Raw genomic sequence first — 24,342 nt, 5'->3', positions numbered from 1 at the left:
TATAAAATTTTGTTTGCATTTTTTAAGAAATTCTCCCTCTGAAAAACGATATATATAGTAGGGGGTAATTTTTATGGAAAAATTGTATCAAATATTAAATAAAGCAATTGCGTCAAAAGTCACTGATATCCATCTTAATCCTAAATATGATGATCAATCTAAGGATAAAAAAGATAGTATGTATGAAATTATATTTAGAAGAAGTGGAGAAATTTATCATTTCGATGTGTTAACAAACGTAGAAAGTATAGCCATTATTAATCATTTAAAATACGAATGCCACTTAGATGTAACGAATAAACATAATGCTCAAAGTGGTCAAATGTCATTGAAATTAAAAAATAAACAATTCAATATTCGTGTTTCGACACTACCGTTATTCTTTGATTGTGAAAGTATTAGTATTCGTATCTTATATGATAGTGAACATGACAATAAAATTGAATATTATAACCAAAGCCAATTTGAAACATTAAAGAAAGCTTCATTGCTTAAAGATGGGTTGATTATTATATCTGGTCCGACTGGATCTGGCAAAACGACACTATTATATGAACTCATTGAACATGTGAATAGTCAATGGAATAGAAGAATATTAACAATTGAAGACCCTGTCGAAAGGCATATCATTGGTGCACTACAAGTGAATTTGAATGACCAGGCTGGGATATCGTATGAAGAAAGTGTAAAAGCATTTATGCGTTGTGACCCTGATATTATTTTAATCGGAGAAATTAGAGATGCAAAAACAGCTAAAGAGGTTGTACGGGCAAGTTTAAGTGGACATTTAGTTTTGACAACAATACATGCACAAAATGCAACAGGAGTAATTCATAGAATGCTCGAATTTGGTGTGGGTCTAAATGAACTTATGCAAAGTTTAACGATTATTAATAACCAAAGACTTATACGATTAGCTGATAAAAAAATGACAATTATATCAGAACAATTAAATTTTAAAAATATTAAACTCGATCAAATGAAACACTTAAATGAAATTGAAACTGTAACGATTCATGAGCAAGTTAAAAAAATGTTTTTAAACAAGGAGATTCTGCCAGAGGAGTATGAAGCGTATGTCTTGGATGAAGTCGAATAAACTTAAGCGCGACAAAATCCTTTTTTTAATTAAAGTAAAGCAACTCATCGAGAAAGGATTCCCACTGCAACATGCGATGAAATTTTTATTTGAACAAATGCATGTATTATCTGATCAAGATAATACATTAATTATCGATGAAATTGAAAGAGGTGCGAGTTTGAGTGACGTACTAAATCAGCTTAACTATCATCAGAAAATAGTGCATATCATTTCGATGGGTGAAAAAACAGGACACTTGTTATTATCTATCCAATCATCTATTGAATTATTAAAGACATATGAAGAAGAACGGAAAAAACTAATTAAAACAATACAATATCCTTTGATGTTAATCATGATTTTTATGGTAATGATTATTGCGCTTAAAATATTTGTATTACCACATTTTAATCATTTATATACATCGATGAATATTGACGATGAAACATCAATTAGACTGTTGAAGGTACTCATATTTAACTTACCTAATGTAGTATTGATTGTTATATTTCTTAGTATATTATTCTTAATTATTTTATATGTTTTAAATGCGACTCTCCCAAAATTAAAGTTCGTTCAATTATTATTGAAAATACCAATTATAAATCTATATTATAAAGAATATTTAACATTTACGATTTGTTATGACTTTTCATTATTTATGAAAAGCAATATCGCATTTAAAGAAATGATTGACTGTTGGAAAGAAGATCAAAAAGACCGATTTTTATATGAACTATCATTAGAAATTGAAAATGAATTAAAGAAAGGCACTTCATTTATTGATGCCTTAGATTCTTTATCTATCGTTACGGGTTCATGTATTGATTATTTGAAGTTATCAAAGTCAACGCATCATATGGATGAGGAATTAAAATTGGTTGCTGAATTTTCACTATTTAACTTTAAGAAATACTTAACACAGGATTTAAAAATAGTGCAGCCCATTCTATTTACCTTGATTGGATTTATCATTATGAGTATCTATTTAATTTTAATATTACCAATGATTCAAATGTTACAAGTGATTGAATAATACAATTTAAGGAGTGCAAAATATGAAAAATATTTTTACTTATTTACAACTGAAAGATTTGAATAACCGTGTTGCTAGTCAAGTAATTGATGATAAATTAGTATATAAAGTTAATAAAGATACATTAACCTCAGATTCTAAATACCATCTAAAAGGGTTTACACTGATTGAAATGTTACTTGTGTTACTCGTGATCTCAGTGTTGATTATATTAATTATTCCAAATATTTCAAAACAAAGTGAGAGTGTACAAGAAACAGGTTGTAAAGCACAAGTTAAAATGGTTCAGGGACAAATTGAGGCGTATAAATTAGATAATGGTACAGCACCGTCTTCAATTAATGCTTTAGTTCCAGACTATTTAAACGATAATCAAATTTCTTGTCAAAATGGGCAAAACATAACGATAACGAATGGTAAAGCGGTTGCGGGTTAGAGGGTTTTCATTAATAGAGATGATTATTATTTTAAGTATCATCTCTATTATGATGGTTTTAACCTTTACACAATTTAATACTAACAAGCCATCACACGTTCAAGGTCAATTAGAAATTAATCATCTGAAAGCAGTGATGTATCAAGTACAGTCTAATGCAATTATAGACGAGAAAGATTATAGTATAATGTTTGATATCGCCAAAGATCAACTGGCCATAAAACAAGTAAAGTCAAACAATTTAACGATTCATTCTCTTAATCTTTGCAATATAAAATCTGCACATAATGTTTCAAAAATGATCTATAGACCAGATGGTACAGTAAATACATTTGGAACAGTAATCATAGCTTGTGGACAAGATTTATATCATATGAAAATTATGTTAGAGAAAGGATTGATTGAGATTGAACGAATTAAAGAAATCACTTAATGGATATATTTTAATAGAGCATATCATTTCATTGTCTATGATTATCTTCTTTGTATTGCTATTTATTCAATTTAAAGAAAATCAAAATAAAGTTATTGAGCAGTATAATCAGAAATTAATGATAAGTAGACATCTTTTTACTTTATCAGAAACTTACACAGAGAATATTACAAATAAACCGATTCAATTTGATGAAGTTAATAGCGTTGAAAACTTTATAATAACACTCAATAAAAATGAATTTTGTATTGAAATGGAAAACGATAATGAATGCAAAATATTATAGCATTATATTTCCAAGTCACAATCAAAGACTGCCTTTAAAGGGATTTACACTCGTAGAAATGATTATTAGTTTAATGATTGCTTCAATGATTGTCATGATTGTACCGCTCTGGTTAAAAATTATGTATGTAGACTTACAAAATTTTAAAGCATACGAACGATATGAATTCGAACTATTTGTAACTCAATTAACGCATGATTTAAAAAAAGCTAAATCCTATGAAATTTTGCCTACTGAAATAACATATATTGATGGAGATGAAAATGATTATAAAGTCTCTGTTAAACATGGGCGGGTTATTAAACAAAAAAATGAGCAAGGATATATTATTATGATTGATCAAATTAAGGGGATGAGCAATATTTGTAATCAATATACATGTGAGATTAATATTGAGAGGAATAATGAACATGAAACTATCTATTATTTCAGACATGAGTAAGGAATTAAAAGGCTTTATCATGCCAATGGTCATTGGTATAATTGTATTAAGTATATGGGCTGTTGATATCATGTATACATCTTATATGATGAAGTTGAAATTGATAGACTCTTTGCTAACCCTATATCAAAGATAAATGAGTGTGAAACTATGTTTTATTTTGTTGGATTTATGGGCACTGGTAAGTCAACCATTGCGTCATTGCTTAAAGAAAGATATGGAATGATAGTGTACGAACTTGATCAACTGATTGTTGAACATATGAATTTATCTATTCCGGAAATATTTAATCAGTTCGGCGAAGAAATATTTCGCCAAGCTGAGTATGAAATGTTAATAAAAAAACGTGAGCAATATAGTATAATCAGTTGTGGTGGTGGGATTGTAGAGACAAAAGATTGCCTTGAATTTTTGAAGGATAAATATGTTATATTTATTGATACACCATTTGAAATCGTATATGACAGAATTTATAACGATAATAATAGACCGAATGCACATAACAAATCTAAAAATGACTTATTTCAGTTGCACAATAAAAGATATTCATTGTATAATGAAATCGCTACCAACAAAATAGATGGATCATTATCGATCGAAGAAATAGTAGATAATGTCTATTATTATATTAAACAAAGTATTAGAGAGAATAAGTGAAAGTAACTTATCGCCGAAGGTGCAACTTTAACAAGGAAACTCTCAGGCAAAAGTATAATACTTTGATACACCTGAAATTGCAATGACAGGGAAGTGAATACTTCCTTGTCTTTTTTTGGTAGTTTATTTTTTGAAAATTTCAATAAAATAAGGAGTGTATAGTATGACTGAACAATTAAAGAAAACGCCTTTATTTAATACATATGAAGCAATGGGAGCAAAAGTAATTGATTTTTCAGGTTGGGCATTACCAGTTCAATTTTCAAGCATTAAAGAAGAGCATATTGCAGTTAGAGAAAATGTCGGTATGTTTGATGTTAGTCATATGGGTGAAATCTTCGTTTCCGGTAAAGATGCAACAGCCTTTTTGAACTACGTTTTAACGAATGATGTAACGAAAGCTACAGCGACAAAAGCGCAATATACAATTCTATGTAATGAACACGGTGGTACGATTGATGATTTAGTCTTGTATAAACTGGGAGAAGAAGAATATCTGCTCGTCGTAAATGCTGGGAATACAGAAATTGATTATGAATGGTTTGTTAAACAGGCTAATGACTATACAGTGAGTATTGATAATCGCTCTAATGATTTTGGTCAACTAGCGATACAAGGACCGAATGCTGTTGACATTGTTTCAGAATTAACTGATGAATCTATTGATGACATGAAGTTATTCGAGTTCATTAGACATGTAAAAATAGATGGTAAAGACGTCTTATTAAGTAAATCAGGATATACCGGAGAAGATGGCTTTGAGATTTATTGTCGTGCAAAGGATACCGTTGAACTTTGGGATAAATTTATAGAATTAGGTGTTGAACCTTGTGGGCTTGGTGCTCGAGACACATTACGCTTAGAAGCAGGACTCCCGCTACACGGTCAAGATTTATCTGAAGAAATTACACCGATTGAAGCGGGGGTGGGTTTCGCTGTAAAAGTAAATAAAGAAAGCGATTTTATTGGTAAAGATAAGCTAGCCGAACAAAAAGAAAATGGACCTAAAGTTAAATCTGTTGGATTAGAATTATTGGAACGTGGTATTGCGCGAACTGACTATACAGTATTATCGGAAAATGGAGAAGAAATTGGTTTTGTTACAAGTGGGACAAAGTCTCCATTGACAGATAAATCGATTGCGGTGGCATTGATTAATTCAGAATTAGCTCAAGTAGATAAAGAAGTGATTGTTCAAGTACGTAAAAAGGAAGTCCGTGCGAAAATTGTTAAAAAACCATTCCATAAATAAGATAATTTATATTAAATCAAAAAAGTTTTCGAGATAAAAAGGAGGAAATTATATGAATGAACATCGTTATCTTCCGATGACAATATCAGATAAAGAAGAAATGTTAGATATTATTGGTGTTGAAACTGTAGATGAGCTATTTTCAGATATTCCTGAATCTGTTCGATTCAAAGGAGATCTAAAGATTAAAGAGAAAAAGAGTGAATCAGCATTATTAAAAGAACTTCAAAAGTTATCAAATAAAAATATAACCGCTGAAACACACGCTTCATTTTTAGGTGCTGGAGTATATGATCACTATATGCCTACAGTTGTCGATCATGTCATTAGTCGAAGTGAGTTTTATACAGCATATACACCGTATCAGCCTGAAATTTCACAAGGTGAATTACAAGCCATATTTGAATTTCAAACGATGATTGCTGAGCTAACAGATATGGATGTAGCGAACTCATCAATGTATGACGGTCCGACTTCTTTTGCAGAATCTGGAATGCTTGCTTGTGGAACTAAGAAGCGTAAAACACTTGTAGTATCAAAAGGGGTTCATTATCAGTCGATTGATGTATTGAAAACTTATGCAAAAGGACAAGGTATTAATGTTGTCGAAGTTGATTTAACTGGTACAACAACTGATATAGAGTCTTTAATAAATATTATAGATGATGATACGGCTGCTGTAATGATTCAATACCCTAACTTCTTTGGATCTTTAGAAGATTTAGAAGCGATCGAAAAAATTACACACGATAATAAGTCATTGCTTGTCGTTTCAAGTAATCCATTAGCGTTAAGTGTAATCACACCACCTGGAACATTTGGTGCAGATATAGTCGTTGGTGATACTCAAGTGTTCGGTATTCCGGCACAATATGGTGGACCTCATTGTGGATATTTTGCCGCAACGAATAAACTCATGCGTAAAATGCCTGGAAGGCTCGTTGGAGAGACGGCAGATGCAGAGGGGAACAGAGGATATGTCTTAACACTTCAAGCACGTGAACAACATATTAGACGAGATAAAGCGACTAGTAACATCTGTTCTAACCAAGCGTTAAATGCGTTAGCATCTTCTGTAGCAATGACTGTTCTTGGAAAACAAGGCATAAAAGAAATGGCTAAACAAAACATTGCAAAAGCAGAATATATGAAAAAGGCACTTATTTCAAAAGGGTTCGAAGTACTTGAAGGTGCTACGTTTAATGAGTTTGTTGTCAATGTTAAGCAACCAGTCAGTATGTTAAATGATAAATTATTGGAAGATGAAATGATTGGTGGATTTGACTTATCAATCGTGGATGACCAATACAAACAACATATGTTAATAGCTGTTACTGAATTAAGAACGAAAGAAGAAATCGACTTATTTGTTGAGAAAGTAGGTGAGTTAAATGCTTAAAGGATCATCTAAATTAATTTTTGAAGGTTCAACAGAGGGAAGAACTGGTTTTTCATTACCAACATTAGATGTAGAGTCAGTTGAATTAAGTGACTTATATGAGGAAAAATATATTCGTCAAACGGATGCAAGACTTCCAGAAGTTTCTGAGTTGGATATAATGAGACATTATACTGAGCTTTCAAACAAAAACCATGGTGTTGACACAGGATTTTATCCACTCGGTTCATGTACGATGAAGTATAATCCTAAAATCAATGAAAAAGTTGCTCGTATGGGTGGTTTTTCACATGCTCATCCGTTACAACATTCAAAAACAGTTCAAGGATCGTTAGAAGTAATCTATGAAATGCAAGAAAGTTTAAAAGAAATTACAGGGATGGATGAGATTACTTTACAACCAGCAGCAGGAGCACAAGGTGAATGGACAGCATTAATGATGATTCGTGCATATCATGAAGCGAATGGAGAAGGTCATCGAAATAAAGTTATTGTGCCCGATTCGGCACACGGTACAAACCCAGCTAGTGCCACTGTTGCAGGATTTGAAACTGTGACTGTAATGTCCAATGAAGAAGGACTTGTAGATATTGATGACTTAAAGCGTGTTGTTGGAGATGATACAGCAGCTATTATGCTGACAAATCCTAATACTTTAGGTTTATTTGAAAGAGATATTATGGAAATCAGAGATATTGTTCATCAAGCGGGTGGTAAGTTGTATTATGATGGTGCAAATTTGAATGCGATCATGTCTAAAGTAAGACCGGGTGACATGGGATTTGACGCGGTTCATCTTAATTTGCACAAAACGTTTACAGGCCCTCACGGTGGTGGTGGTCCAGGTTCCGGTCCAATTGGTGTTAAGAAAGATTTAGTTCCATTTTTACCTAAGCCTATGGTCGTTAAAAAAGATGGTTCGTTTGAATTGGATAATAATATTCCGCAATCCATTGGAAGAGTGAAACCATACTATGGAAACTTTGGAATTTATTTAAGAGCCTATACTTACATTAGAACAATGGGTCCAGATGGTTTAAAAGAAGTATCAGAGAATGCGGTCATTAATTCTAATTATATGATGAGAAGGTTACAAAATTCATTTGTTTTACCGTATGATACACATTGTAAACATGAATTTGTAATTAGTGGCTCTAAACAGAAAAAACAAGGTGTAAGAACACTGGATATGGCTAAAAGATTGTTAGATTTTAATTATCACCCACCAACAATTTATTTCCCATTAAATGTTGAAGAATGTATGATGATTGAACCGACTGAAACAGAGTCTAAAGAAACATTAGATGGTTTCTGTGATACTTTAATTAAAATTGCAAAAGAGGCAGAAGAAACACCAGAAGTTGTATTAGAAGCACCGCATACAACGGTTATTGGTCGATTAGACGAAACTCAAGCCGCTAGAAAACCTGTACTCAAATACAAATTTGAAGATTAAGTTAAATATTGAAGTACTGATTTAGTAAAAATAAAAAGCAACGTGAATCATTTTATTGATTCACGTTGCTTTTTATTTTTATTTTGTTTTAGATTTAATTTTTCCATTCCATTTACTAATACCATCTTTTAGCACATATATGTCTCTATAGCCTTTTTTCTTAAGCACTTGTGCAGCCCTTAATACGGTAACACCATTTTTGTCGTATAAATAAATGGGTTGATCTTTTCGTAAGCCCTGTGCACGCTGTCTAAATAATTCATACGGTATATTTCTTGCACCGATAATATGCCCATACTCATATGAGTCTTTGTCTCTTACATCCACAACTTGTGCTTTACGAATATTTTGTGTAAATTCTTCTTCTGTTAAGAAAGTAATCCCTTTTCGTAACCTAAAATAATTAATTGCTGCAATTACTACGAATGCAACAATCACGATCAATAAAACAATCCACCATTCCATAATCTCACTCCTCAACTTTTGCATATAAATGTATTATAATAGTTATATTGTCATTTGTAAAAGAGATAAAGGAGTTTAATTTTATGTCAAAACAGAATTGGTTATTTATTAATACTAAAAGACAATCAGCAGCCTATAATATGGCATTAGACGAAGTGTTGTTGAATAATGTATCGAAAGGTAATATGCCTCCTGTCATTCGTTTTTATCAATGGGAGAAGCCGAGTTTATCGATAGGGTACTTCCAACGAATACATAGAGATATTGATGTAGATATGGTCCATCAAAAAGGGTATGACCTTGTTCGCAGAGCAACAGGTGGGCGTGGTGTGTTGCACGATAAAGAATTAACATATAGTGTTATTGTGCCTGAAGATTATGAAGGGATGCCAAAGACCGTTAATGAGGCATATAAAGTCATTAGTCAAGGTCTACTTGAAGGGTTTAAAAAATTAGGGTTAGACGCCGAGTTTTCTGTACCAACAACAGTGGCAGAGAGAGAAGTATTAAAGGATACACAACGCAGTGCAGTATGTTTTGATGCGAGTAGTTGGTATGAGTTAGTCGTAGAAGGTCGAAAGGTTGCAGGAAGTGCTCAAACTAGACAAAAGGGTGTCATTTTACAACATGGTAGTATCTTATTAGATTTAGACATTGATGATTTGTTTGATATGTTCATTTATAAATCAGATCGAATTAAATCAAAGATGAAAGATATATTTAAAACAAAAGCTGTTGCAATCAATGATTTAACAGACCATTCGTACACAATAGAAGATTTGGAACAAGCGTTTTATAAAGGCTTTCAAAGTGGATTGTCTATTCAGTGTACACCATTTGAATTAACCGATGAGTTAAAAGATGAAGTGAAAGAACTTGAGAAAGTATATGCATCTGAAGAATGGACATATAGAAGATAATTTCTATTTAAATCATTGATTATTAAAACCATGTATTGAACAGTTTCAATTCAATACATGGTTTATGTTTTTAATTCATTTATTTTTTTCAATCGTTAAAACATCATTCTATAGTTGCTGTTTCGTCATTTCACTTTTAGTAAGTAAATAATTAAACGAATGAATTGCGACTTCAACTTGTTCATCATTTGGTTGTTTTGTCGTCAATAATTGGACCCATAAACCTGGGTAACCTAACCATGATAACAACTTAATATTGCGGACTGCATTCGTTAATTGTAATAATTCAAACGATAAGCCAATAATGAGTGGAATTAAAATAATACGATACACTATTCTTAGCCACAAAGGATCAGTTGGTACAAATAAAAATACAATAAAACCTATAAAAACAGTAAAAAGTATAAAAGAACTACCACAACGATAATGCAGACGACTTGATTGTTGAACATTACTAATCGTCAATGGTAAGTTTTGTTCATAACAATTAATGACTTTATGTTCTGCCCCATGGTATTGGAATAACCTTCTAATGTCAGGGATTAAAGATAATCCAAACAAATATATAATAAGAAATAACAATTTAATCAATGTTTCTAAAATGACTTGCCCAATGTGATTCGGCACGATAAATTCAAACCAGTCTGCTACTAATGCAGGAACTACGGTAAATAATCCCTTTCCTATAAATAATGATATGATTGTAATTAACACCGTTGTAAATACGATAGTCGTTAATGAATTATTAGACTGTTTAATCGTATGATCATCTTTAGGGTCTACGTCATATCTAGATGAGGCAAAATCCATATGCTTCATTCCATACATACTTGATTCAATTAATGCAAAAAATCCCCTGATTACAGGTATTTTTTTTAATGATTTAACCCATTTTTTTTGAACTCTATCAAGTTCAAAGTAGTCAATTGAATGATCATTTCGACGGATTGCGGTCACCATTTTATTAGAATCAGTAAACATTACACCTTCCATAACCGCTTGTCCACCATAAACTTTTTTTGTCATAATATACTCCTTCACAGTTCACATTGTAATTGATTTTTGTTTATTTCGATCAAGTCTACTTCTATAATATTTTATTCATAGAAATGAGTAATTTGTTTTTCAAGAGATTCCAATAGAATGAAACCTTCTTTGATTAATTTTTCGTCTTTTTCTTTATAACCTTCGTATAATTTTTTTATCCCTTTTTTAAATGTATTATTTATTTCAATTAAATCTTTCTCCATCGTTTGATGGCTAGAGTTAAGTAATGGCTTATTAATTGATTTATTGAATTCGTTTGAGCTGCTATTAATATCTTGATCAATTGATTTCAATTTACTTAATACATCTTTGTCGGACTTATTGTCTTTAATATTTGATATGAGTGGTTTCAATTGTTGTAAAGACTTTCGTTGTTTCTTGGTTAATTTAGAGATTGCATCCTTAAATGCTTCAGGTGATGTGTAATGTTTTAGTTCTTTTTCGGATTGTGGTAGTTGTTGAATTTCTAAATTGGCTTTTAACTTTTGCTTTTTTGCATTTAATTTTGAAATCTCATTATTGAGTGTTTTAATTTTGCTGTCATTATCTTTAATAAGTTGTTCATTTTGTTTTGCATTAGATTGACAGCCTAATGAGATTAACATAGTCGTCAAAATGATTAAAAATAATAGAAGAATTTTTTTCATTGATTTAATACCACCTTCATAATGCATTGAATTGAATAAATTTATACTGTATTATGCAAATTATTTATATAAAATAATAAATATATAAACCACCTATAATTATTATGAGTATTATTATATTTTATAATATAATATATTCATGATAAAATAAAACTATTGTAGAAAATGGAGGATATATTATGAGCCATAAAGTTGAACAAATTAGGAATCACCTCATCGAACATAATCATGATGCAATGGTCATTATGAGTGATTTAAACAGACGTTATTTAAGTGATTTCACTGGTAGTAGTGGCGCTTTATTGATTACACAAGAGAATGAATATTTAGTGACTGATTTTAGATATTTTGAGCAAGCAACTGAACAATCTGACTTTCAATTAATTAAGCAAACGGGTAAACTAACAGACCAGTTGAATCAGTTGATCGATGAATTGAAGCTTCAAACGATTCAATATGAATCACATTTGATGACGGTTGATTTATATAATAATTTGAATCGTGATCATATTGAGATGGTACCGAATCAACAAATCGTTGAAACGATACGACAAATAAAATCACCTAAAGAATTAGAATTGATTGAAAAAGCATGTCAAATTGCCGATAAAACATATAGTCATATATTAAAGTTTTCTGAAAAGGGTAAAACTGAGATTGAAATAAAAAATGAAATTGAACGCGTTATGCGTGATCTTGGTGCATCTGGTGCGTCATTTGATATTATCGTAGCAAGTGGGCATAGAGGTGCACTTCCACATGGTGTAGCATCGGATAAAAAACTTGAACAAGGCGATATGGTTACATTAGACTTTGGATGTTTTTATAAAGGGTATGCAAGTGATATGACAAGAACGTTCAGCGTTGGTGAACCATCAAAACAAATGATTGAAATATACAATATAGTACTTGCAGCCGAAGAACTTGCATTGAAACAAATTAAACCAGGAATGACTGCAAAAGAAGCTGATAAAATTGCACGTGACTATATTACTGAGCATGGTTATGGTGATGCTTTTGGTCATTCTCTAGGTCATTCATTTGGACTAGATGTACATGAAACACCTGTTCTATCAAGTAAAGTGGATACTGTATTAAAAGAAGGTATGGTTGTGACTGTTGAGCCCGGGATATATGTTGAAGGTGTTGGTGGTGTTCGCATAGAAGATGACTGTCTTGTGAATAGTGATGGATTGAAAAGACTAACGCATTCTACAAAAGAGTTAATTTATGTATAATTTTAAAAGAATCATGATAAAATATATACATTGATATAAAATAGTAAGATAATTTATTTGATGAATGATGGGGGTTAAAATATGATTTCAGTAAATGATTTTAAGACAGGTTTAACAATTGAAGTGGATAATGGGATATGGAAAGTTATAGAATTTCAACATGTGAAACCTGGCAAAGGTGCAGCATTTGTTCGTTCTAAGCTTAGAAATTTAAGAAATGGTGCTATTCAAGAAAAGACGTTTAGAGCGGGTGAAAAAGTAAGTAAAGCTCAAATAGACAATCGTAAAATGCAATATTTATATGCTGATGGTAACGATCATGTATTTATGGATAACAGTTCGTTTGAACAAATTATTATTCCAGCAGATAATCTTCAAGACGAACTAAAATATTTGCTAGCAAATATGGAAGTTAGCATACAAATGTATGAAGGTGAAACAATTGGTGTTGAATTACCGAAAACGGTTACACTCGAAGTGACTGAAACAGAACCGGGAATTAAAGGTGATACAGCTAGTGGTGCAACGAAAACAGCCACTGTTGAAACTGGAGTCGATTTACAAGTTCCTTTATTTGTTAACCAAGGTGACAAGTTAGTGATCAATACTGAGGATGGATCATACGTTTCAAGAGCTTAATAAATGGAAATAAAAGGGCGAATGCTCTTTTATTTTTTTAATCATTGAATTGGTCTGACCACTAAAGTAAAATAGCAATGTACTCATTGTAGGAGGAGAAAAGTTTATGGAATATAATAAAATTAAAGAACTTATAGATGTATTAAATGAATCAAATTTATCGGAAATCTCAATAGAAGATGATGAACATAAAATCACATTAAAGAAAGAGCAAAAACAAGTTGAATATGTGCAACAGCATTCCATTCAACAGCCTAATGAAAATAATCAAAACTTAGCTAAGCAAGAAGACTCACAAATTCAGATCAATAAAAATGCTAATCGTGAAAATCAAGAAGAAGACTTATCTGTTCAATATGTCAAAGCACCGATGGTTGGTACATTTTATAAAGCACCATCACCTGAAGAAGGAGCATATGTTGAAGTAGGAGATCGTGTGACTGAAAGTAGTATCGTATGTATATTAGAGGCAATGAAGTTATTTAATGAAATACAAGCTGAAGTATCTGGTGAAGTCATAGAAATTCTAGTGGAGGATGGGCAAATGGTTGAATACAATCAACCATTGTTCAAAGTGAAATAATGAAAAAAGTACTCGTAGCGAACCGTGGCGAAATAGCTGTAAGAATTATAAGAGCTTGTAGAGAATTAAATATTGAAACCGTTGCTGTCTATTCTGATGTTGATGCAGACTCGTTACATGTTAAAATTGCGGATGAAGCATATTGTATTGGTCCCGCATTAAGCAAAGAAAGTTATTTAAACATGTCTAACATTATATCTGTTGCAACATCAACTAATTGTGATGGTATACATCCTGGATATGGTTTTTTAGCTGAGAATGCTGATTTTGCAGAGCTATGTGAAGCGTGTAATATAAAGTTTATCGGACCGAGTTATCAAACAATTCAAAAGATGGGAATTAAAGATGTAGCTAAAGGTCTTATGAAAGAAGCGCATGTTCCATGTGTCCCAGGAAGTGATGGAATTATCGATACAGTAGATGAAGCTATCCAAGTTGCTAATGACATTGGCTATCCTATCATTATCAAAGCAGCGCATGGCGGTGGTGGTAAAGGAATCCGAAAAGCATATGATGAGGAAGAATTAATTCAAGGATTCAATATGACACAAAAAGAAGCCGAATCTGCATTCGGAAATAAAAGTGTTTATTTAGAGAAATGTATAGAAAATTTTAGACATATTGAATTTCAAATTCTTGCTGATGAATATGGACATGTGATTCACCTTGGTGAGAGAGATTGTACTATTCAAAGAAGAATGCAAAAACTGATTGAAGAGGCACCATCTAGAGTACTCACCGAACGAATGCGTCAAGATATGGGGGAAGCGAGTGTTAGAGCAGCTAAAGCGTGTGACTATAAAGGTGCTGGAACAATAGAGTTCATATATGATCTAGACGCTAATGAATATTACTTCATGGAAATGAATACAAGAATACAAGTAGAGCATCCTGTAACAGAAATGGTTACGGGGATTGATTTGGTTGCTTGGCAACTTAAGATTGCAAGTGGTGTCCATTTAACAATTCATCAAGAGGAAGTTAATTTAAATGGCCATGCTTTTGAATTTAGAATCAATGCTGAAAATCCATTTAAAAATTTTATGCCTACTGCAGGTCGTATTAAAGATTATATATTACCCGGTGGTTTCGGAGTGAGAATTGATAGTGCTTGTTTTAATGGGTACGCTATCCCACCATATTATGATTCAATGGTTGCTAAACTAATAATACATGCTGATAACCGACAAGAAGCGATAAATAGAAGTAAAAGAGCATTGGAAGAGTTTAATATAGGTGGTATATCGAGTACGATACCATTCCATCTTGCGATGTTAAATAATGAAGATTTTAACAATAATAATTATAATACGAATTATTTATCAAAACATGATATCATGGGGAGTATAGATGAATAATTTAAATTTAATTTTATAGGATTAGGTGATAATATGGTGTTGTTACAACAGGATAATACTGAGCTTGGACATATTAAAATTTCTATGGAAGTGCTTGAATTTATTGCAAGTCATGCAGCCAAAGAAATCAAAAATATTCGCTTAGAAAATAACTTCGCCTCTGGAAACTTTGAAAAACTTGGGAAAAAGTACCGAGGCCGTGGCATTAGGATTGAACAACATGAAGACTCAGTGAGTGTTGATGCTTTTGTCAGTGTAAAAAAGGATATTAATATTTCAAAAAAAGCGAGTGAAATACAGTCGACCATCAAGTCATCAATGAAACATATGACAGGTATCGAGGTTAAAGAAGTAAATGTACACATACTATATGTTCAACTAAAGAAATAATGAAGGCTAAGGTGTAAACATGAGTAGAAGAAAAGACAGAGAAGCAGCATTAAAAGTTTTATTTCAAATAGAAAATAAAACTTTAGCAATTAATAAAAATACTGCATATGAAGTGTTGGAATTAAAATATGATAGTTTTAGTGGACAAATTGTAGAAGGTGTCATAGAACATGAAGAAGAGCTAGTGTCATATATAACGCCTCACTTAAAAAATTGGACGTATGATCGATTGAATAAAATTGATAAAGTACTACTCAAGATGGCAAGCTATGAAATTACGTATAAAGATACACCTATTAAAGTCATCGTTGATGAATACGTCGAACTTTCAAAAATGTATAGTGATGATGATCAGTACAAGTTTATTCACGGTGTGATTAGTAAGTTAAATCAAGATAAAGAAAAGTAATAAGGGGCATTTTAGATGGACCAATACTTAACTGTAACAGCATTAAGTAGATATATTGAGCATAAATTTGATCATGATCCGCACTTGCAACAAGTATATGTAAAAGGTGAATTGACTTCAGTGAAGCATCACAATAGTGGAAATATTTACGCCCAATTAAAAGATCAAGAAGGACAAAATGTGATCAATATTAATGTCTTTAGGAATGCAAAAGAGCGTATTGAATTCGCACCAAAGGATGGAGACGAAGTATTAATATTAGGGCGTGTAAATGTTTATTCGCCGCATAGTAAATACAATATTATTGTTAATCAAATGAGTTTGAGCGGTGAAGGGATTTTAATGCAAAAGTTAGAAGCATTAAAGAAAAAGTTTGAATCCCTTGGTTACTTCGACGAAAAACATAAAAAGCCGATCCCACGATTGCCTGAACATATAGTTGTCGTAACAAGCTCTACAGGTTCTGTAATTCAAGATATCAATAGAACTTTGTCAAGACGATATCCACTAGTTAAAGTGACTTTAATTAATACATTGGTTCAAGGCTCTAAAGCTGCTAAACAATTGGTTGAACACGTTAAAATTGCTGACCGATTAGCAGCAGATATTGTTATCGTTGCTCGTGGCGGTGGTTCCATGGAAGATTTATGGTGCTTTAACGATGAACAACTTGCTAAAACCATTTTTGAAATGAATACGCCTGTAATTACAGCAATAGGACACGAAACGGATCAAACGTTAGTAGATTTTGTATCGGATCGAACGACATCAACACCAACTGCGGCAGCAGAAGTTGCATCGAAAGATAAAGAGGAAATTTTTAACTATTTGAAGTTTTGTGAAGATAATTTTAACTATTATATGAATCAAAAGTTGTATCAATATAATGAATCAGTTAATAACTTAACTCAACATCCGTTCTTAAAAAATCCAAGTGCATTATATGAAAAGAAAATTATGCAAAGAGATGAACAAGAAACATTATTAAATAATTTGATAAGAGACTCTATAAGGCAGATAACTGCAAAATACGAAACTAGTATCGAACAAATCAACGTATCAAATTTAACCCGAAAAATTGAACAAAGAAAATATTTACTTTACGATATGATTGAGAAACGAAATAATCTGGTTAATTCATCGGTTACTTTTTCTAAACATCAATTAAAAGAACAAATGATCACTTTACACAATGTGAGTCCCTTAAAGATTATCGACCGTGGGTTCACATTGACTGAAAAAGGTAACCAAGTCGTAAAAGATGCTAGCATGATTAAACAAGATGATCATATTAAAACTACATTTAGAGACGGTTTTGTATTGAGTCAAGTATACGAGGTGAATCATAATGACAAATCAAAATGAATTAAATGAATTAAATGAATTAACATTTGAAGATATGATTAGGGAGTTAAAATCAATCAATGACCAACTTTCATCAGATGAAATTAGTTTAGATAAGGCAATGGAATTATATGAACGCGGAGTTAAACTATCAAATGAATCAAAGAAGAGACTACAGGAAGCTGAATATAAAGTGGAAGAGTTGAAAAAGGGTCAAACGGAGTTATCGAATGAATAGTTTGGATGAATTATTAACGTATACGAAATATCAAATAACTGAAAACATGAACCAGTATATACCATCTTATGACCGTATTCATGAAGCAATGCATTATGCAATGAAGGCTGGTGGGAAAAAAATAAGGCCAGCACTACTTTATGCTATATTAGATATATATGGTTCTGACAAAAATTCAGCTCATATTGCTGCATTATCTCTAGAAATGATTCATACATACTCACTAGTCCATGATGATTTGCCAGCAATGGATGATGATGACTTAAGGAGAGGCAAAAATACTGTACATATCGAATTCGATGAAGCAACTGCGATTCTTGCGGGTGATGGGTTATTAAATCATGCCGTTACATTGTTAACATCTATGAATTACGATAGTGAAATTGTATTGGACGTTATTCGAGTTATATCAGAAGCTGCAAGTATTGAAGGAATGATTTTAGGACAAAGCAAAGATATTCAAGACGAAGTTGATACAATTGAATCATTAAATCAATTGCACGCTTTGAAAACTGGTAGATTATTATCTGCTCCAGTAGAGGTTGGTGTTATATTAAGCGATGCTAAACAAGATTTGGAACAGTGGCGAACGATTGCGTATAATATTGGTTTAATGTTCCAAATTAAAGATGATTATCTTGATGTGTATGGTAAAGAAGAAGAAATAGGCAAAAGAGTTGGCAGTGATGCTTCATTGAATAAAACAACTTACATCACTTTAATCGGTCAAGAAGAGACCAATCTTCTTTTACAAAGTAAATATGATGAAACCGTAAATCTCTTAAAAGAACTAAATCATCTTGATACATCATTGATTGAACAAATTATGAAATATGTAATAGAACGGAAAAAATGAGTGGTTATAGTTTCAATGCTCGGTACACATCGTTTTATATAATAAAATAGTCTTATTGGTAGTAATCCTTGTGTCCACACAAGGATTTTATTATATGATAAAATGAAAATTATGAGAAGTATGTAAAGGATTGATACGATGGAATTACAAAAAATTAATTCTCCAAAAATGATTAAACAATTAACAAATAAAGAGCTTGAGATTCTTGCAAAAGATATCAGAAAATTTCTTATTGAAACATGTGCTGTGACGGGTGGACACATCGGTGCAAATTTAGGTGTAGTAGAATTAACGCTCGCACTCCATAAACACTTCGATTCACCAACTGATAAATTGCTATTTGACGTCGGACATCAAGCATATATTCATAAAATATTAACTGGCCGCTCAGATGCTTTCCATTCACTAAGACAATATAAAGGGTTATGTGGTTTTCCAAAACGTAATGAAAGTGAACATGATGTGTGGGAAGCAGGTCATTCATCTACATCGTTGTCAGGTGCAATGGGCATGGCGAAGGCACGAGATATTATGGGTGAAAATTATCATGTTGTGCCGATTATAGGTGATGGAGCAATCACTGGTGGTATGGCATTAGAAGCACTAAATCATATCGGTCATGATCAAACAAATATGACAATTATATTAAATGATAATGAAATGAGCATAGCACCTAATGTAGGTGCTATGCATAATATGTTTACAAGACTAAGAACTAATGCCCATTACAATCGATTCAAAAATGATGTCGATGGGGTATTAAGTCAATTCCCAATGATGAGAAAAACTGCGGACAGAATGAAAGATAGTGTCAAATACTTCGTGATGGATGGTATCTTTTTTGAAGAGTTAGGTTTACAATATATCGGTCCAATTGATGGACATTCATTTGAAGAGTTAGAGGAAGCAATAGAATTAAGCAAAAAAACAAAAGGTCCTTCCATCATTCATGTTATTACTAAAAAAGGAAAAGGATTCAAACATGCTGAAGATGATATGATCGGGACATGGCATGGACTTGGACCATATAAAATTGAGACTGGTGAAGTGATTAAAAGTGAATCAGTGGGTAAGTCTTGGGGTTCAATTATTAGTGATGAATTATTAAAATATGCTTCAGAGGATAGAAGAATCGTAGCGATTACACCAGCGATGCCAGTCGGTAGTAAATTGACTAAGTTCCAACAAGAGTTACCAGATCAATTCTTCGATGTAGGTATAGCAGAGCAACACGCCATTACAATGGCAGCTGGTCTTGCTGCAGTTGGTATGAAACCATTTGTTGCAATATACTCAACATTCTTACAAAGAGCGTATGATCAATTACTACATGATGTAGATCGTATGAAGTTAAACGTGATTGTAGGAATCGATCGTGCGGGACTCGTTGGAGCAGATGGAGAAACACACCAAGGTGTATTTGATATCAGTATAGTTGCAGGACTTCCAAATACTGTGATCATGATGCCAAAAGACGCTTTTGAAGCTCAAGATTTAATGAAAACAGCGATTGAATATAATGAAGGACCGATTGCAATTCGATATCCAAGAGGGAATAGTCTTACTTCGGTTGCTCAAGATTATGTACCATCACGTGTTGAAATTGGAACATGGGACTATATTGTTGAAGATGTAAATAGTGATGTAACAATAATTACGTATAGTGAGTCAATGATTCATATGGCTATAGAAGTAAGCCAACTGCTAAAACAAGACAATATATCAATTGATATTGTCAATGCACGTTTTATTAAACCGATCGATAAAACAATGATGCAAACTATTACTAGAAAAACGAAAAACATTGTAGTCATTGAAGAAGTTATAAAACATGGTGGATTAGGCTCGATTGTAGCAAATTATATAGTAGATCATAGATTATCAAACGTACTCGATAGAATTGGTATCGATGATGTATATATTGAGCATGGTGATGTACCTAAGTTATTATCTGATATTGGCATTTCAAGTGAACAGATAGCAGCTCAAATTAAAAAGATGATGAATGACTAAGTGAATGAGGGATATTAATGTTAACTTCTATTAGGATTTCTAATGTAGCGATCATCAATGAACAAACGATTGACTTTAGTAACGGATTGACTGTATTGACAGGAGAGACAGGTGCTGGAAAATCTTTGATTATACAAGCCATTAGCTTAATTTCTGGTCAAAGGGCACAAAGTTCTATCGTAAAAAAGAGTAGCGAGAAAGCAACCATTGAAGCTGTATTTGATTTAGATGATCGACGAGATATCATTGAGTTGTTGGAACAACATGATATCGAGTTAGATGATTTTATAGTTGTTGAAAGAGTTATTTATAAAAATGGTAAAAGTTTAGCAAAAATAAATCATAAAGTTGTATCTTTAAAAGTATTAAAAGCAATTACAGCACATTTTATTCAAGTATTTGCTCAACACGATGCCTATGAATCGTTGTTAAAGTTACATCATCATGAATTATTAGATGAACATATTGATGAGACATTGTTGAATGATTATGAAAAATGTTATAACGAATATTTAAAAAACAAAAAGAAATATGAATCATTTAATGAGTCCATTCAATCTGATCAAGAGCGAATAGATTTATTAAAATTCCAACTTGAAGAATTATATAACATTGATATAAAGCAAAAAGAAGATATTGAATTACAACAAAAAATTGCCTACATGACAACATTTGAAGAACGATTGAAATTATATGAGCAAACTCGCATGTTGATTGATGATGAAGGTCTTCAAAATAAAGTTGTTCAGTTAGATCAACTATTGAATTCAATGATATCTTTAGATGATAAACAAAACGAACATCAATCAACTGAAATTAATCATGAAATGACTCATCCCCAATCAATTACTTCAGAATTTAATTATGCATTAGATGATATTAGAAGTTATGTAAATGATGACTCTATGATTGAATATGATAGTGAACAATTAAATGATTGGAACTTAAGATTGAGTGAAATTGAACGTATTAAAAATAAACATCAAAAAACAATTGATGAACTTCATATCATGCAATCTGAATATGAGACAGAACTATATGATTTAGAACATCAACAAATTTCTATTGAGGAAGTTAAAAAACTTTATGATGAATCTTATCATCAGTTAATTGAATTTGGTAAGAAGATCACTGACAAAAGAAAAAATATTGCTATAATGATTGAAAAACAAGTGAAAAATTATTTAGATGAGCTTGAGATGAAAGATGCTGAGATTAAATTTGACTTTGCCGAAGAACATATTAATAGATATGGTATTCATCAAGTAAACTTATTTATTAAAACGAACAAAGGAGAAGACTTTAAGCCAATCAATCAAGTTGCTTCAGGAGGAGAAATCTCGAGGATACAACTTGCTTTGAAACAAGTATCAGGTTTAGAGCAACATGATGCACTATTTGTATATGATGAAATTGATACAGGCGTTTCAGGGCCAGTAGCCCACAAAATAGCAAAGCAATTAAAATTTTTAGCCAATAAAAATCAAGTCATTTCCATTTCACATTTACCACAAATGGCGGCTATTGCTGATCAACATTTATATGTAGTAAAGTATACTGATCAATCCAATACGTACTCAAAATCAAATTATTTAAACAATGAAGAAAGAATCAACGAAATTGCTCGGATGATTTCTGGTGATTCAATCACTGAAGAAGCAAAGTCTACAGCCAAATTATTGCTAGATTCAAGTCAGGTGAAGAATTAATATGACTAAAATTATTGCTCATAGAGGATATTCAAGTTTATATATTGAAAACTCTGTTGAATCATTTCGGAAAGCTTACGACCACATGGCCGATGGTGTAGAGCTTGATGTGCATCTTTCAAAAGATGGTGAAATCATTGTCCATCATGATAAAACAATTAATCGTATGACCACGAAGAAAGGTTCGATAAAAAATTTAAATAGTAATGTTCTATCTCAAATTGCACTAAAAAAAACAAAACACAGTTCATACCAAACAATTCCATTATTATCGGATGTACTATATCATTTAGAGCCGACACCATTATTAATTAATATTGAAGTTAAATCTCCAACTGTTGAGATGTGCAATCGATTAATCGAAGTCATTAAATCTTTTGATATAAGTGATCGAGTAATTATTTCAAGTTTTCATTTAGATTTTTTGAAGATGATTAAAGAGCGTGATGTCAATATTCATACTGCATTTTTGTACTCTAAGTTAATTGGTAATTTAGAACAAACAATTAAGGATAATTATATTGACAGTATTCATCCTCATTTATTGTTTGCATCAGAAAGTATTATGGAACAAGTCATGCCAATGAATGCAAAAGTAAGAGTATATACAGTCAATAAAAAGACCGATATAGAATACTATATCGGCATAGGTGTGGACGCCATTATAACAGATGAAGTTGAACTAGCTTATCAAGTTAGAGAGGCTTTAATTAAAGAGTGACATTAATTTTAATGAATGATTTATTTGTTTGATTGTTTGTTACGGTGTTCAAATTTGTTTTCTCGATGAAAGAAATAACCACCTAAAAACCAAATGCCAAACACAATACATATTAGACTAACAATCAGTTGTAAATAGATGTTGGGAAATAGGTCAAGCTGTACTCCGAATACTGTATCACGTAGTAATTTAATCCCAACACCTAAAATTACTGCAGGAATAACAAGTATTAACAAAGCAATATATTTCATTGTAATCACCTCTCATGAGTTATAATGATGATAGAATTTATTATTAAATATTCTCTGTAATCATATTTTTAATTTTGGTTAGAATCATTATCCAACCATAAAATAATGATATAAGTGAATGAATTCAAATAGATTGGAGTACATTATGAATTATGAAGATATTTTAAATAAAGGTCTGAATAAACCACAAACAGTCGGTGTGATTAATCCATATGATTCTAGCACTATAGAAGCAATTAATCAAGTTCTGGAAACAACAGATCAAATTCAATTTAAATTATATGGACAAGTTGAATCAATGAGTCATTTTGAAGATATCGATAATGAGCAAATTGAGCTCAATTTGTATGATCATAATGAGGATGCATTAAAAGCTTGCTTTAATGATTTAAAGTTAGGTCAATTTGATGTATTGATGAAAGGTCTTATTGAAACTAAATTGTTACTTAAAAAAGTAATTAATAAAGAATATAATTTAATTGAATCAGGTCAGTTATTAAGTCATATTGCTCTGTTTGATATTCCAACTTATGAAAAACCAATATGGATCACTGATTGTGCAATGAACTTATATCCTGATCTTGACGCCAAAAAAAGAATATTGGATAACACTATTGAAAGCGTTTTCAAAGTGGGGTATGATAATATTTGTGTTGGAATACTTTCAGCTACAGAAACAGTTAATCCTAAGCTCCAATCATCAGTTGATGCAGATCAACTAGCAAAAGAGTACATAGACAACGAACATATTCATATCGATGGCCCACTTGCGTTAGATATTGCAATAAACAAACACGCTATCGAACAAAAAAATCTGCAACTAGATACTAATGGAGCTTGTGATGTATTGTTAGTACCTAGCTTAGATGTTGGTAATGTTTTATATAAAAGTCTTATATATTTCGCCAATGCAAATGTCAGTGGTATATTAGTAGGTGCAAAGCATCCAATCGTCTTAACAAGTCGAGCTGATAGTGCGCAAAATAAATTTAATTCGTTAAGACTTGCATTATCAGTACAATAATTATTTAATAAG

28 protein-coding genes and 1 riboswitch are annotated in these 24,342 nt (G+C 31.8%); of the genes, 24 read left to right on the top strand and 4 right to left on the bottom strand.

Going from position 1 to position 24,342, the window contains the following annotated elements:
* Positions 1-73 precede the first annotated feature (73 nt).
* The 10 genes from comGA (at position 74) to gcvPB (ending at position 8,478) form a co-directional block, all read left to right on the top strand.
* Positions 74-1,099: a competence type IV pilus ATPase ComGA gene (gene comGA, locus EDD62_RS03620; protein WP_123807571.1), complete on the top strand. Its 1,026-nt coding sequence runs from the start codon at positions 74-76 to the stop codon at positions 1,097-1,099.
* Positions 1,077-2,117, top strand: a complete 1,041-nt coding sequence (comGB, locus tag EDD62_RS03615) for a competence type IV pilus assembly protein ComGB (RefSeq protein ID WP_170152770.1) — start codon at positions 1,077-1,079, stop codon at positions 2,115-2,117. The genes comGA and comGB overlap by 23 nt, the downstream gene beginning before the upstream one ends.
* Before the next feature lie 85 nt (positions 2,118-2,202).
* Positions 2,203-2,553 (top strand): competence type IV pilus major pilin ComGC, encoded by a 351-nt coding sequence (comGC, locus tag EDD62_RS09320; RefSeq protein WP_282957916.1) that lies wholly within the window; start codon positions 2,203-2,205, stop codon positions 2,551-2,553.
* Between the two features lie 19 nt (positions 2,554-2,572).
* A complete protein-coding gene (locus tag EDD62_RS03605) occupies positions 2,573-2,986 on the top strand; it encodes a hypothetical protein (RefSeq protein WP_170152769.1) in 414 nt (137 codons plus the stop codon).
* The gene (locus EDD62_RS09160; RefSeq protein ID WP_170152768.1) at positions 2,961-3,272 is read left to right on the top strand and encodes a hypothetical protein; all 312 of its coding nucleotides are present in this window, start codon (positions 2,961-2,963) and stop codon (positions 3,270-3,272) included. Before EDD62_RS03605 ends, EDD62_RS09160 begins: the two co-directional genes overlap by 26 nt.
* A complete protein-coding gene (locus EDD62_RS03600; protein ID WP_170152767.1) occupies positions 3,253-3,714 on the top strand; it encodes a competence type IV pilus minor pilin ComGF in 462 nt (153 codons plus the stop codon). Before EDD62_RS09160 ends, EDD62_RS03600 begins: the two co-directional genes overlap by 20 nt.
* Positions 3,715-3,864: 150 nt before the next feature.
* The gene (locus tag EDD62_RS03595; RefSeq protein ID WP_170152766.1) at positions 3,865-4,371 is read left to right on the top strand and encodes a shikimate kinase; all 507 of its coding nucleotides are present in this window, start codon (positions 3,865-3,867) and stop codon (positions 4,369-4,371) included.
* Positions 4,345-4,439: riboswitch (glycine riboswitch) on the top strand. Its footprint overlaps the gene before it by 27 nt.
* Positions 4,440-4,534: 95 nt before the next feature.
* On the top strand, positions 4,535-5,623 hold the full coding sequence (gene gcvT, locus EDD62_RS03590; RefSeq protein ID WP_123807566.1) for a glycine cleavage system aminomethyltransferase GcvT: 1,089 nt from the start codon (positions 4,535-4,537) through the stop codon (positions 5,621-5,623).
* 52 nt (positions 5,624-5,675) lie between these two features.
* Positions 5,676-7,022: an aminomethyl-transferring glycine dehydrogenase subunit GcvPA gene (gene gcvPA / locus EDD62_RS03585; RefSeq protein ID WP_170152765.1), complete on the top strand. Its 1,347-nt coding sequence runs from the start codon at positions 5,676-5,678 to the stop codon at positions 7,020-7,022.
* Positions 7,015-8,478: an aminomethyl-transferring glycine dehydrogenase subunit GcvPB gene (gene gcvPB / locus EDD62_RS03580; RefSeq protein ID WP_123807565.1), complete on the top strand. Its 1,464-nt coding sequence runs from the start codon at positions 7,015-7,017 to the stop codon at positions 8,476-8,478. Before gcvPA ends, gcvPB begins: the two co-directional genes overlap by 8 nt.
* A gap of 78 nt (positions 8,479-8,556) precedes the next feature.
* Here gcvPB and EDD62_RS03575 read toward each other — a convergent pair whose 3' ends face one another.
* Positions 8,557-8,943 (bottom strand): rhodanese-like domain-containing protein, encoded by a 387-nt coding sequence (locus EDD62_RS03575; RefSeq protein WP_123807564.1) that lies wholly within the window; start codon positions 8,941-8,943, stop codon positions 8,557-8,559.
* Positions 8,944-9,026: 83 nt separating this feature from the next.
* Between EDD62_RS03575 and EDD62_RS03570 the strand changes: the two genes are divergently transcribed.
* Positions 9,027-9,863, top strand: a complete 837-nt coding sequence (locus EDD62_RS03570) for a lipoate--protein ligase family protein (protein WP_077140179.1) — start codon at positions 9,027-9,029, stop codon at positions 9,861-9,863.
* Positions 9,864-9,971: 108 nt separating this feature from the next.
* On the opposite strand, the gene EDD62_RS03565 is transcribed toward EDD62_RS03570, so the two are convergent.
* Both EDD62_RS03565 and EDD62_RS03560 read right to left on the bottom strand, forming a co-directional pair.
* Entirely contained in the window at positions 9,972-10,889 is a 918-nt protein-coding gene (locus tag EDD62_RS03565) for a DUF1385 domain-containing protein (RefSeq protein WP_123807563.1), read from the bottom strand.
* Between the two features lie 71 nt (positions 10,890-10,960).
* Entirely contained in the window at positions 10,961-11,557 is a 597-nt protein-coding gene (locus tag EDD62_RS03560) for a hypothetical protein (protein ID WP_077140181.1), read from the bottom strand.
* A gap of 179 nt (positions 11,558-11,736) precedes the next feature.
* On the opposite strand from EDD62_RS03560, the gene EDD62_RS03555 reads away from it, so the two are divergent.
* From EDD62_RS03555 to EDD62_RS03500, 12 genes are all read left to right on the top strand, one after another.
* A complete protein-coding gene (locus EDD62_RS03555; protein ID WP_123807562.1) occupies positions 11,737-12,795 on the top strand; it encodes a M24 family metallopeptidase in 1,059 nt (352 codons plus the stop codon).
* A gap of 81 nt (positions 12,796-12,876) precedes the next feature.
* Positions 12,877-13,434: an elongation factor P gene (efp, locus tag EDD62_RS03550; protein WP_123807561.1), complete on the top strand. Its 558-nt coding sequence runs from the start codon at positions 12,877-12,879 to the stop codon at positions 13,432-13,434.
* Positions 13,435-13,540: 106 nt separating this feature from the next.
* On the top strand, positions 13,541-14,017 hold the full coding sequence (gene accB / locus EDD62_RS03545; RefSeq protein WP_123807560.1) for an acetyl-CoA carboxylase biotin carboxyl carrier protein: 477 nt from the start codon (positions 13,541-13,543) through the stop codon (positions 14,015-14,017).
* Complete coding sequence (gene accC / locus EDD62_RS03540) at positions 14,017-15,375, top strand: acetyl-CoA carboxylase biotin carboxylase subunit (RefSeq protein ID WP_123807559.1); 1,359 nt, start codon at positions 14,017-14,019, stop codon at positions 15,373-15,375. Before accB ends, accC begins: the two co-directional genes overlap by 1 nt.
* Positions 15,376-15,411: 36 nt before the next feature.
* The gene (locus EDD62_RS03535) at positions 15,412-15,765 is read left to right on the top strand and encodes an Asp23/Gls24 family envelope stress response protein (protein WP_170152764.1); all 354 of its coding nucleotides are present in this window, start codon (positions 15,412-15,414) and stop codon (positions 15,763-15,765) included.
* Positions 15,766-15,784: 19 nt separating this feature from the next.
* On the top strand, positions 15,785-16,174 hold the full coding sequence (gene nusB, locus EDD62_RS03530) for a transcription antitermination factor NusB (protein WP_077140187.1): 390 nt from the start codon (positions 15,785-15,787) through the stop codon (positions 16,172-16,174).
* 15 nt (positions 16,175-16,189) lie between these two features.
* Positions 16,190-17,539, top strand: a complete 1,350-nt coding sequence (gene xseA, locus EDD62_RS03525; protein ID WP_123807557.1) for an exodeoxyribonuclease VII large subunit — start codon at positions 16,190-16,192, stop codon at positions 17,537-17,539.
* The gene (gene xseB / locus EDD62_RS03520) at positions 17,523-17,756 is read left to right on the top strand and encodes an exodeoxyribonuclease VII small subunit (RefSeq protein WP_077140189.1); all 234 of its coding nucleotides are present in this window, start codon (positions 17,523-17,525) and stop codon (positions 17,754-17,756) included. Before xseA ends, xseB begins: the two co-directional genes overlap by 17 nt.
* The gene (locus tag EDD62_RS03515; protein ID WP_123807556.1) at positions 17,749-18,612 is read left to right on the top strand and encodes a polyprenyl synthetase family protein; all 864 of its coding nucleotides are present in this window, start codon (positions 17,749-17,751) and stop codon (positions 18,610-18,612) included. Before xseB ends, EDD62_RS03515 begins: the two co-directional genes overlap by 8 nt.
* Before the next feature lie 138 nt (positions 18,613-18,750).
* Positions 18,751-20,625: a 1-deoxy-D-xylulose-5-phosphate synthase gene (dxs, locus tag EDD62_RS03510; RefSeq protein WP_123807555.1), complete on the top strand. Its 1,875-nt coding sequence runs from the start codon at positions 18,751-18,753 to the stop codon at positions 20,623-20,625.
* A gap of 17 nt (positions 20,626-20,642) precedes the next feature.
* Positions 20,643-22,334: a DNA repair protein RecN gene (gene recN / locus EDD62_RS03505; RefSeq protein ID WP_123807554.1), complete on the top strand. Its 1,692-nt coding sequence runs from the start codon at positions 20,643-20,645 to the stop codon at positions 22,332-22,334.
* A gap of 1 nt (position 22,335) precedes the next feature.
* Complete coding sequence (locus EDD62_RS03500; RefSeq protein ID WP_123807553.1) at positions 22,336-23,055, top strand: glycerophosphodiester phosphodiesterase; 720 nt, start codon at positions 22,336-22,338, stop codon at positions 23,053-23,055.
* A 20-nt stretch (positions 23,056-23,075) separates the two neighbouring features.
* Here the strand turns inward: EDD62_RS03500 and EDD62_RS03495 are convergent, their stop codons facing one another.
* Positions 23,076-23,306 carry a DUF2627 family protein gene (locus EDD62_RS03495; protein WP_123807552.1) on the bottom strand — a complete coding sequence of 77 codons (231 nt, stop codon included), beginning with the start codon at positions 23,304-23,306 and terminating at the stop codon, positions 23,076-23,078.
* 145 nt (positions 23,307-23,451) lie between these two features.
* On the opposite strand from EDD62_RS03495, the gene EDD62_RS03490 reads away from it, so the two are divergent.
* Entirely contained in the window at positions 23,452-24,330 is an 879-nt protein-coding gene (locus EDD62_RS03490; RefSeq protein ID WP_170152763.1) for a phosphate acyltransferase, read from the top strand.
* The last annotated feature ends 12 nt before the right edge of the window (positions 24,331-24,342 follow it).

The sequence above is a fragment of the Abyssicoccus albus genome (genome assembly GCF_003815035.1).
Taxonomy (GTDB): Bacteria; Bacillota; Bacilli; order Staphylococcales; family Abyssicoccaceae; genus Abyssicoccus; species Abyssicoccus albus.
Note: the sequence above shows the minus strand (reverse complement) of the source record. Positions and strands in the feature narration are given on the sequence as shown.

Bases quoted from the DNA above. Each gene is read 5' to 3' on its own strand.
- EDD62_RS03600 (WP_170152767.1), top strand. From the start codon at position 3,253: ATGAATGCAAAATATTATAGCATTATATTTCCAAGTCACAATCAAAGA.
- comGA (WP_123807571.1), top strand. From the start codon at position 74: ATGGAAAAATTGTATCAAATATTAAATAAAGCAATTGCGTCAAAAGTC.
- EDD62_RS03500 (WP_123807553.1), top strand. From the start codon at position 22,336: ATGACTAAAATTATTGCTCATAGAGGATATTCAAGTTTATATATTGAA.
- EDD62_RS03605 (WP_170152769.1), top strand. From the start codon at position 2,573: ATGATTATTATTTTAAGTATCATCTCTATTATGATGGTTTTAACCTTT.
- gcvT (WP_123807566.1), top strand. From the start codon at position 4,535: ATGACTGAACAATTAAAGAAAACGCCTTTATTTAATACATATGAAGCA.
- gcvPA (WP_170152765.1), top strand. From the start codon at position 5,676: ATGAATGAACATCGTTATCTTCCGATGACAATATCAGATAAAGAAGAA.
- xseA (WP_123807557.1), top strand. From the start codon at position 16,190: ATGGACCAATACTTAACTGTAACAGCATTAAGTAGATATATTGAGCAT.
- dxs (WP_123807555.1), top strand. From the start codon at position 18,751: ATGGAATTACAAAAAATTAATTCTCCAAAAATGATTAAACAATTAACA.
- recN (WP_123807554.1), top strand. From the start codon at position 20,643: ATGTTAACTTCTATTAGGATTTCTAATGTAGCGATCATCAATGAACAA.
- EDD62_RS03555 (WP_123807562.1), top strand. From the start codon at position 11,737: ATGAGCCATAAAGTTGAACAAATTAGGAATCACCTCATCGAACATAAT.
- comGB (WP_170152770.1), top strand. From the start codon at position 1,077: ATGTCTTGGATGAAGTCGAATAAACTTAAGCGCGACAAAATCCTTTTT.
- EDD62_RS03560 (WP_077140181.1), bottom strand. From the start codon at position 11,557: ATGAAAAAAATTCTTCTATTATTTTTAATCATTTTGACGACTATGTTA.
- EDD62_RS03495 (WP_123807552.1), bottom strand. From the start codon at position 23,306: ATGAAATATATTGCTTTGTTAATACTTGTTATTCCTGCAGTAATTTTA.
- gcvPB (WP_123807565.1), top strand. From the start codon at position 7,015: ATGCTTAAAGGATCATCTAAATTAATTTTTGAAGGTTCAACAGAGGGA.
- EDD62_RS03595 (WP_170152766.1), top strand. From the start codon at position 3,865: ATGTTTTATTTTGTTGGATTTATGGGCACTGGTAAGTCAACCATTGCG.
- nusB (WP_077140187.1), top strand. From the start codon at position 15,785: ATGAGTAGAAGAAAAGACAGAGAAGCAGCATTAAAAGTTTTATTTCAA.
- accB (WP_123807560.1), top strand. From the start codon at position 13,541: ATGGAATATAATAAAATTAAAGAACTTATAGATGTATTAAATGAATCA.
- EDD62_RS03515 (WP_123807556.1), top strand. From the start codon at position 17,749: ATGAATAGTTTGGATGAATTATTAACGTATACGAAATATCAAATAACT.
- xseB (WP_077140189.1), top strand. From the start codon at position 17,523: ATGACAAATCAAAATGAATTAAATGAATTAAATGAATTAACATTTGAA.
- efp (WP_123807561.1), top strand. From the start codon at position 12,877: ATGATTTCAGTAAATGATTTTAAGACAGGTTTAACAATTGAAGTGGAT.
- EDD62_RS03575 (WP_123807564.1), bottom strand. From the start codon at position 8,943: ATGGAATGGTGGATTGTTTTATTGATCGTGATTGTTGCATTCGTAGTA.
- EDD62_RS03490 (WP_170152763.1), top strand. From the start codon at position 23,452: ATGAATTATGAAGATATTTTAAATAAAGGTCTGAATAAACCACAAACA.
- EDD62_RS03565 (WP_123807563.1), bottom strand. From the start codon at position 10,889: ATGACAAAAAAAGTTTATGGTGGACAAGCGGTTATGGAAGGTGTAATG.
- EDD62_RS03570 (WP_077140179.1), top strand. From the start codon at position 9,027: ATGTCAAAACAGAATTGGTTATTTATTAATACTAAAAGACAATCAGCA.
- accC (WP_123807559.1), top strand. From the start codon at position 14,017: ATGAAAAAAGTACTCGTAGCGAACCGTGGCGAAATAGCTGTAAGAATT.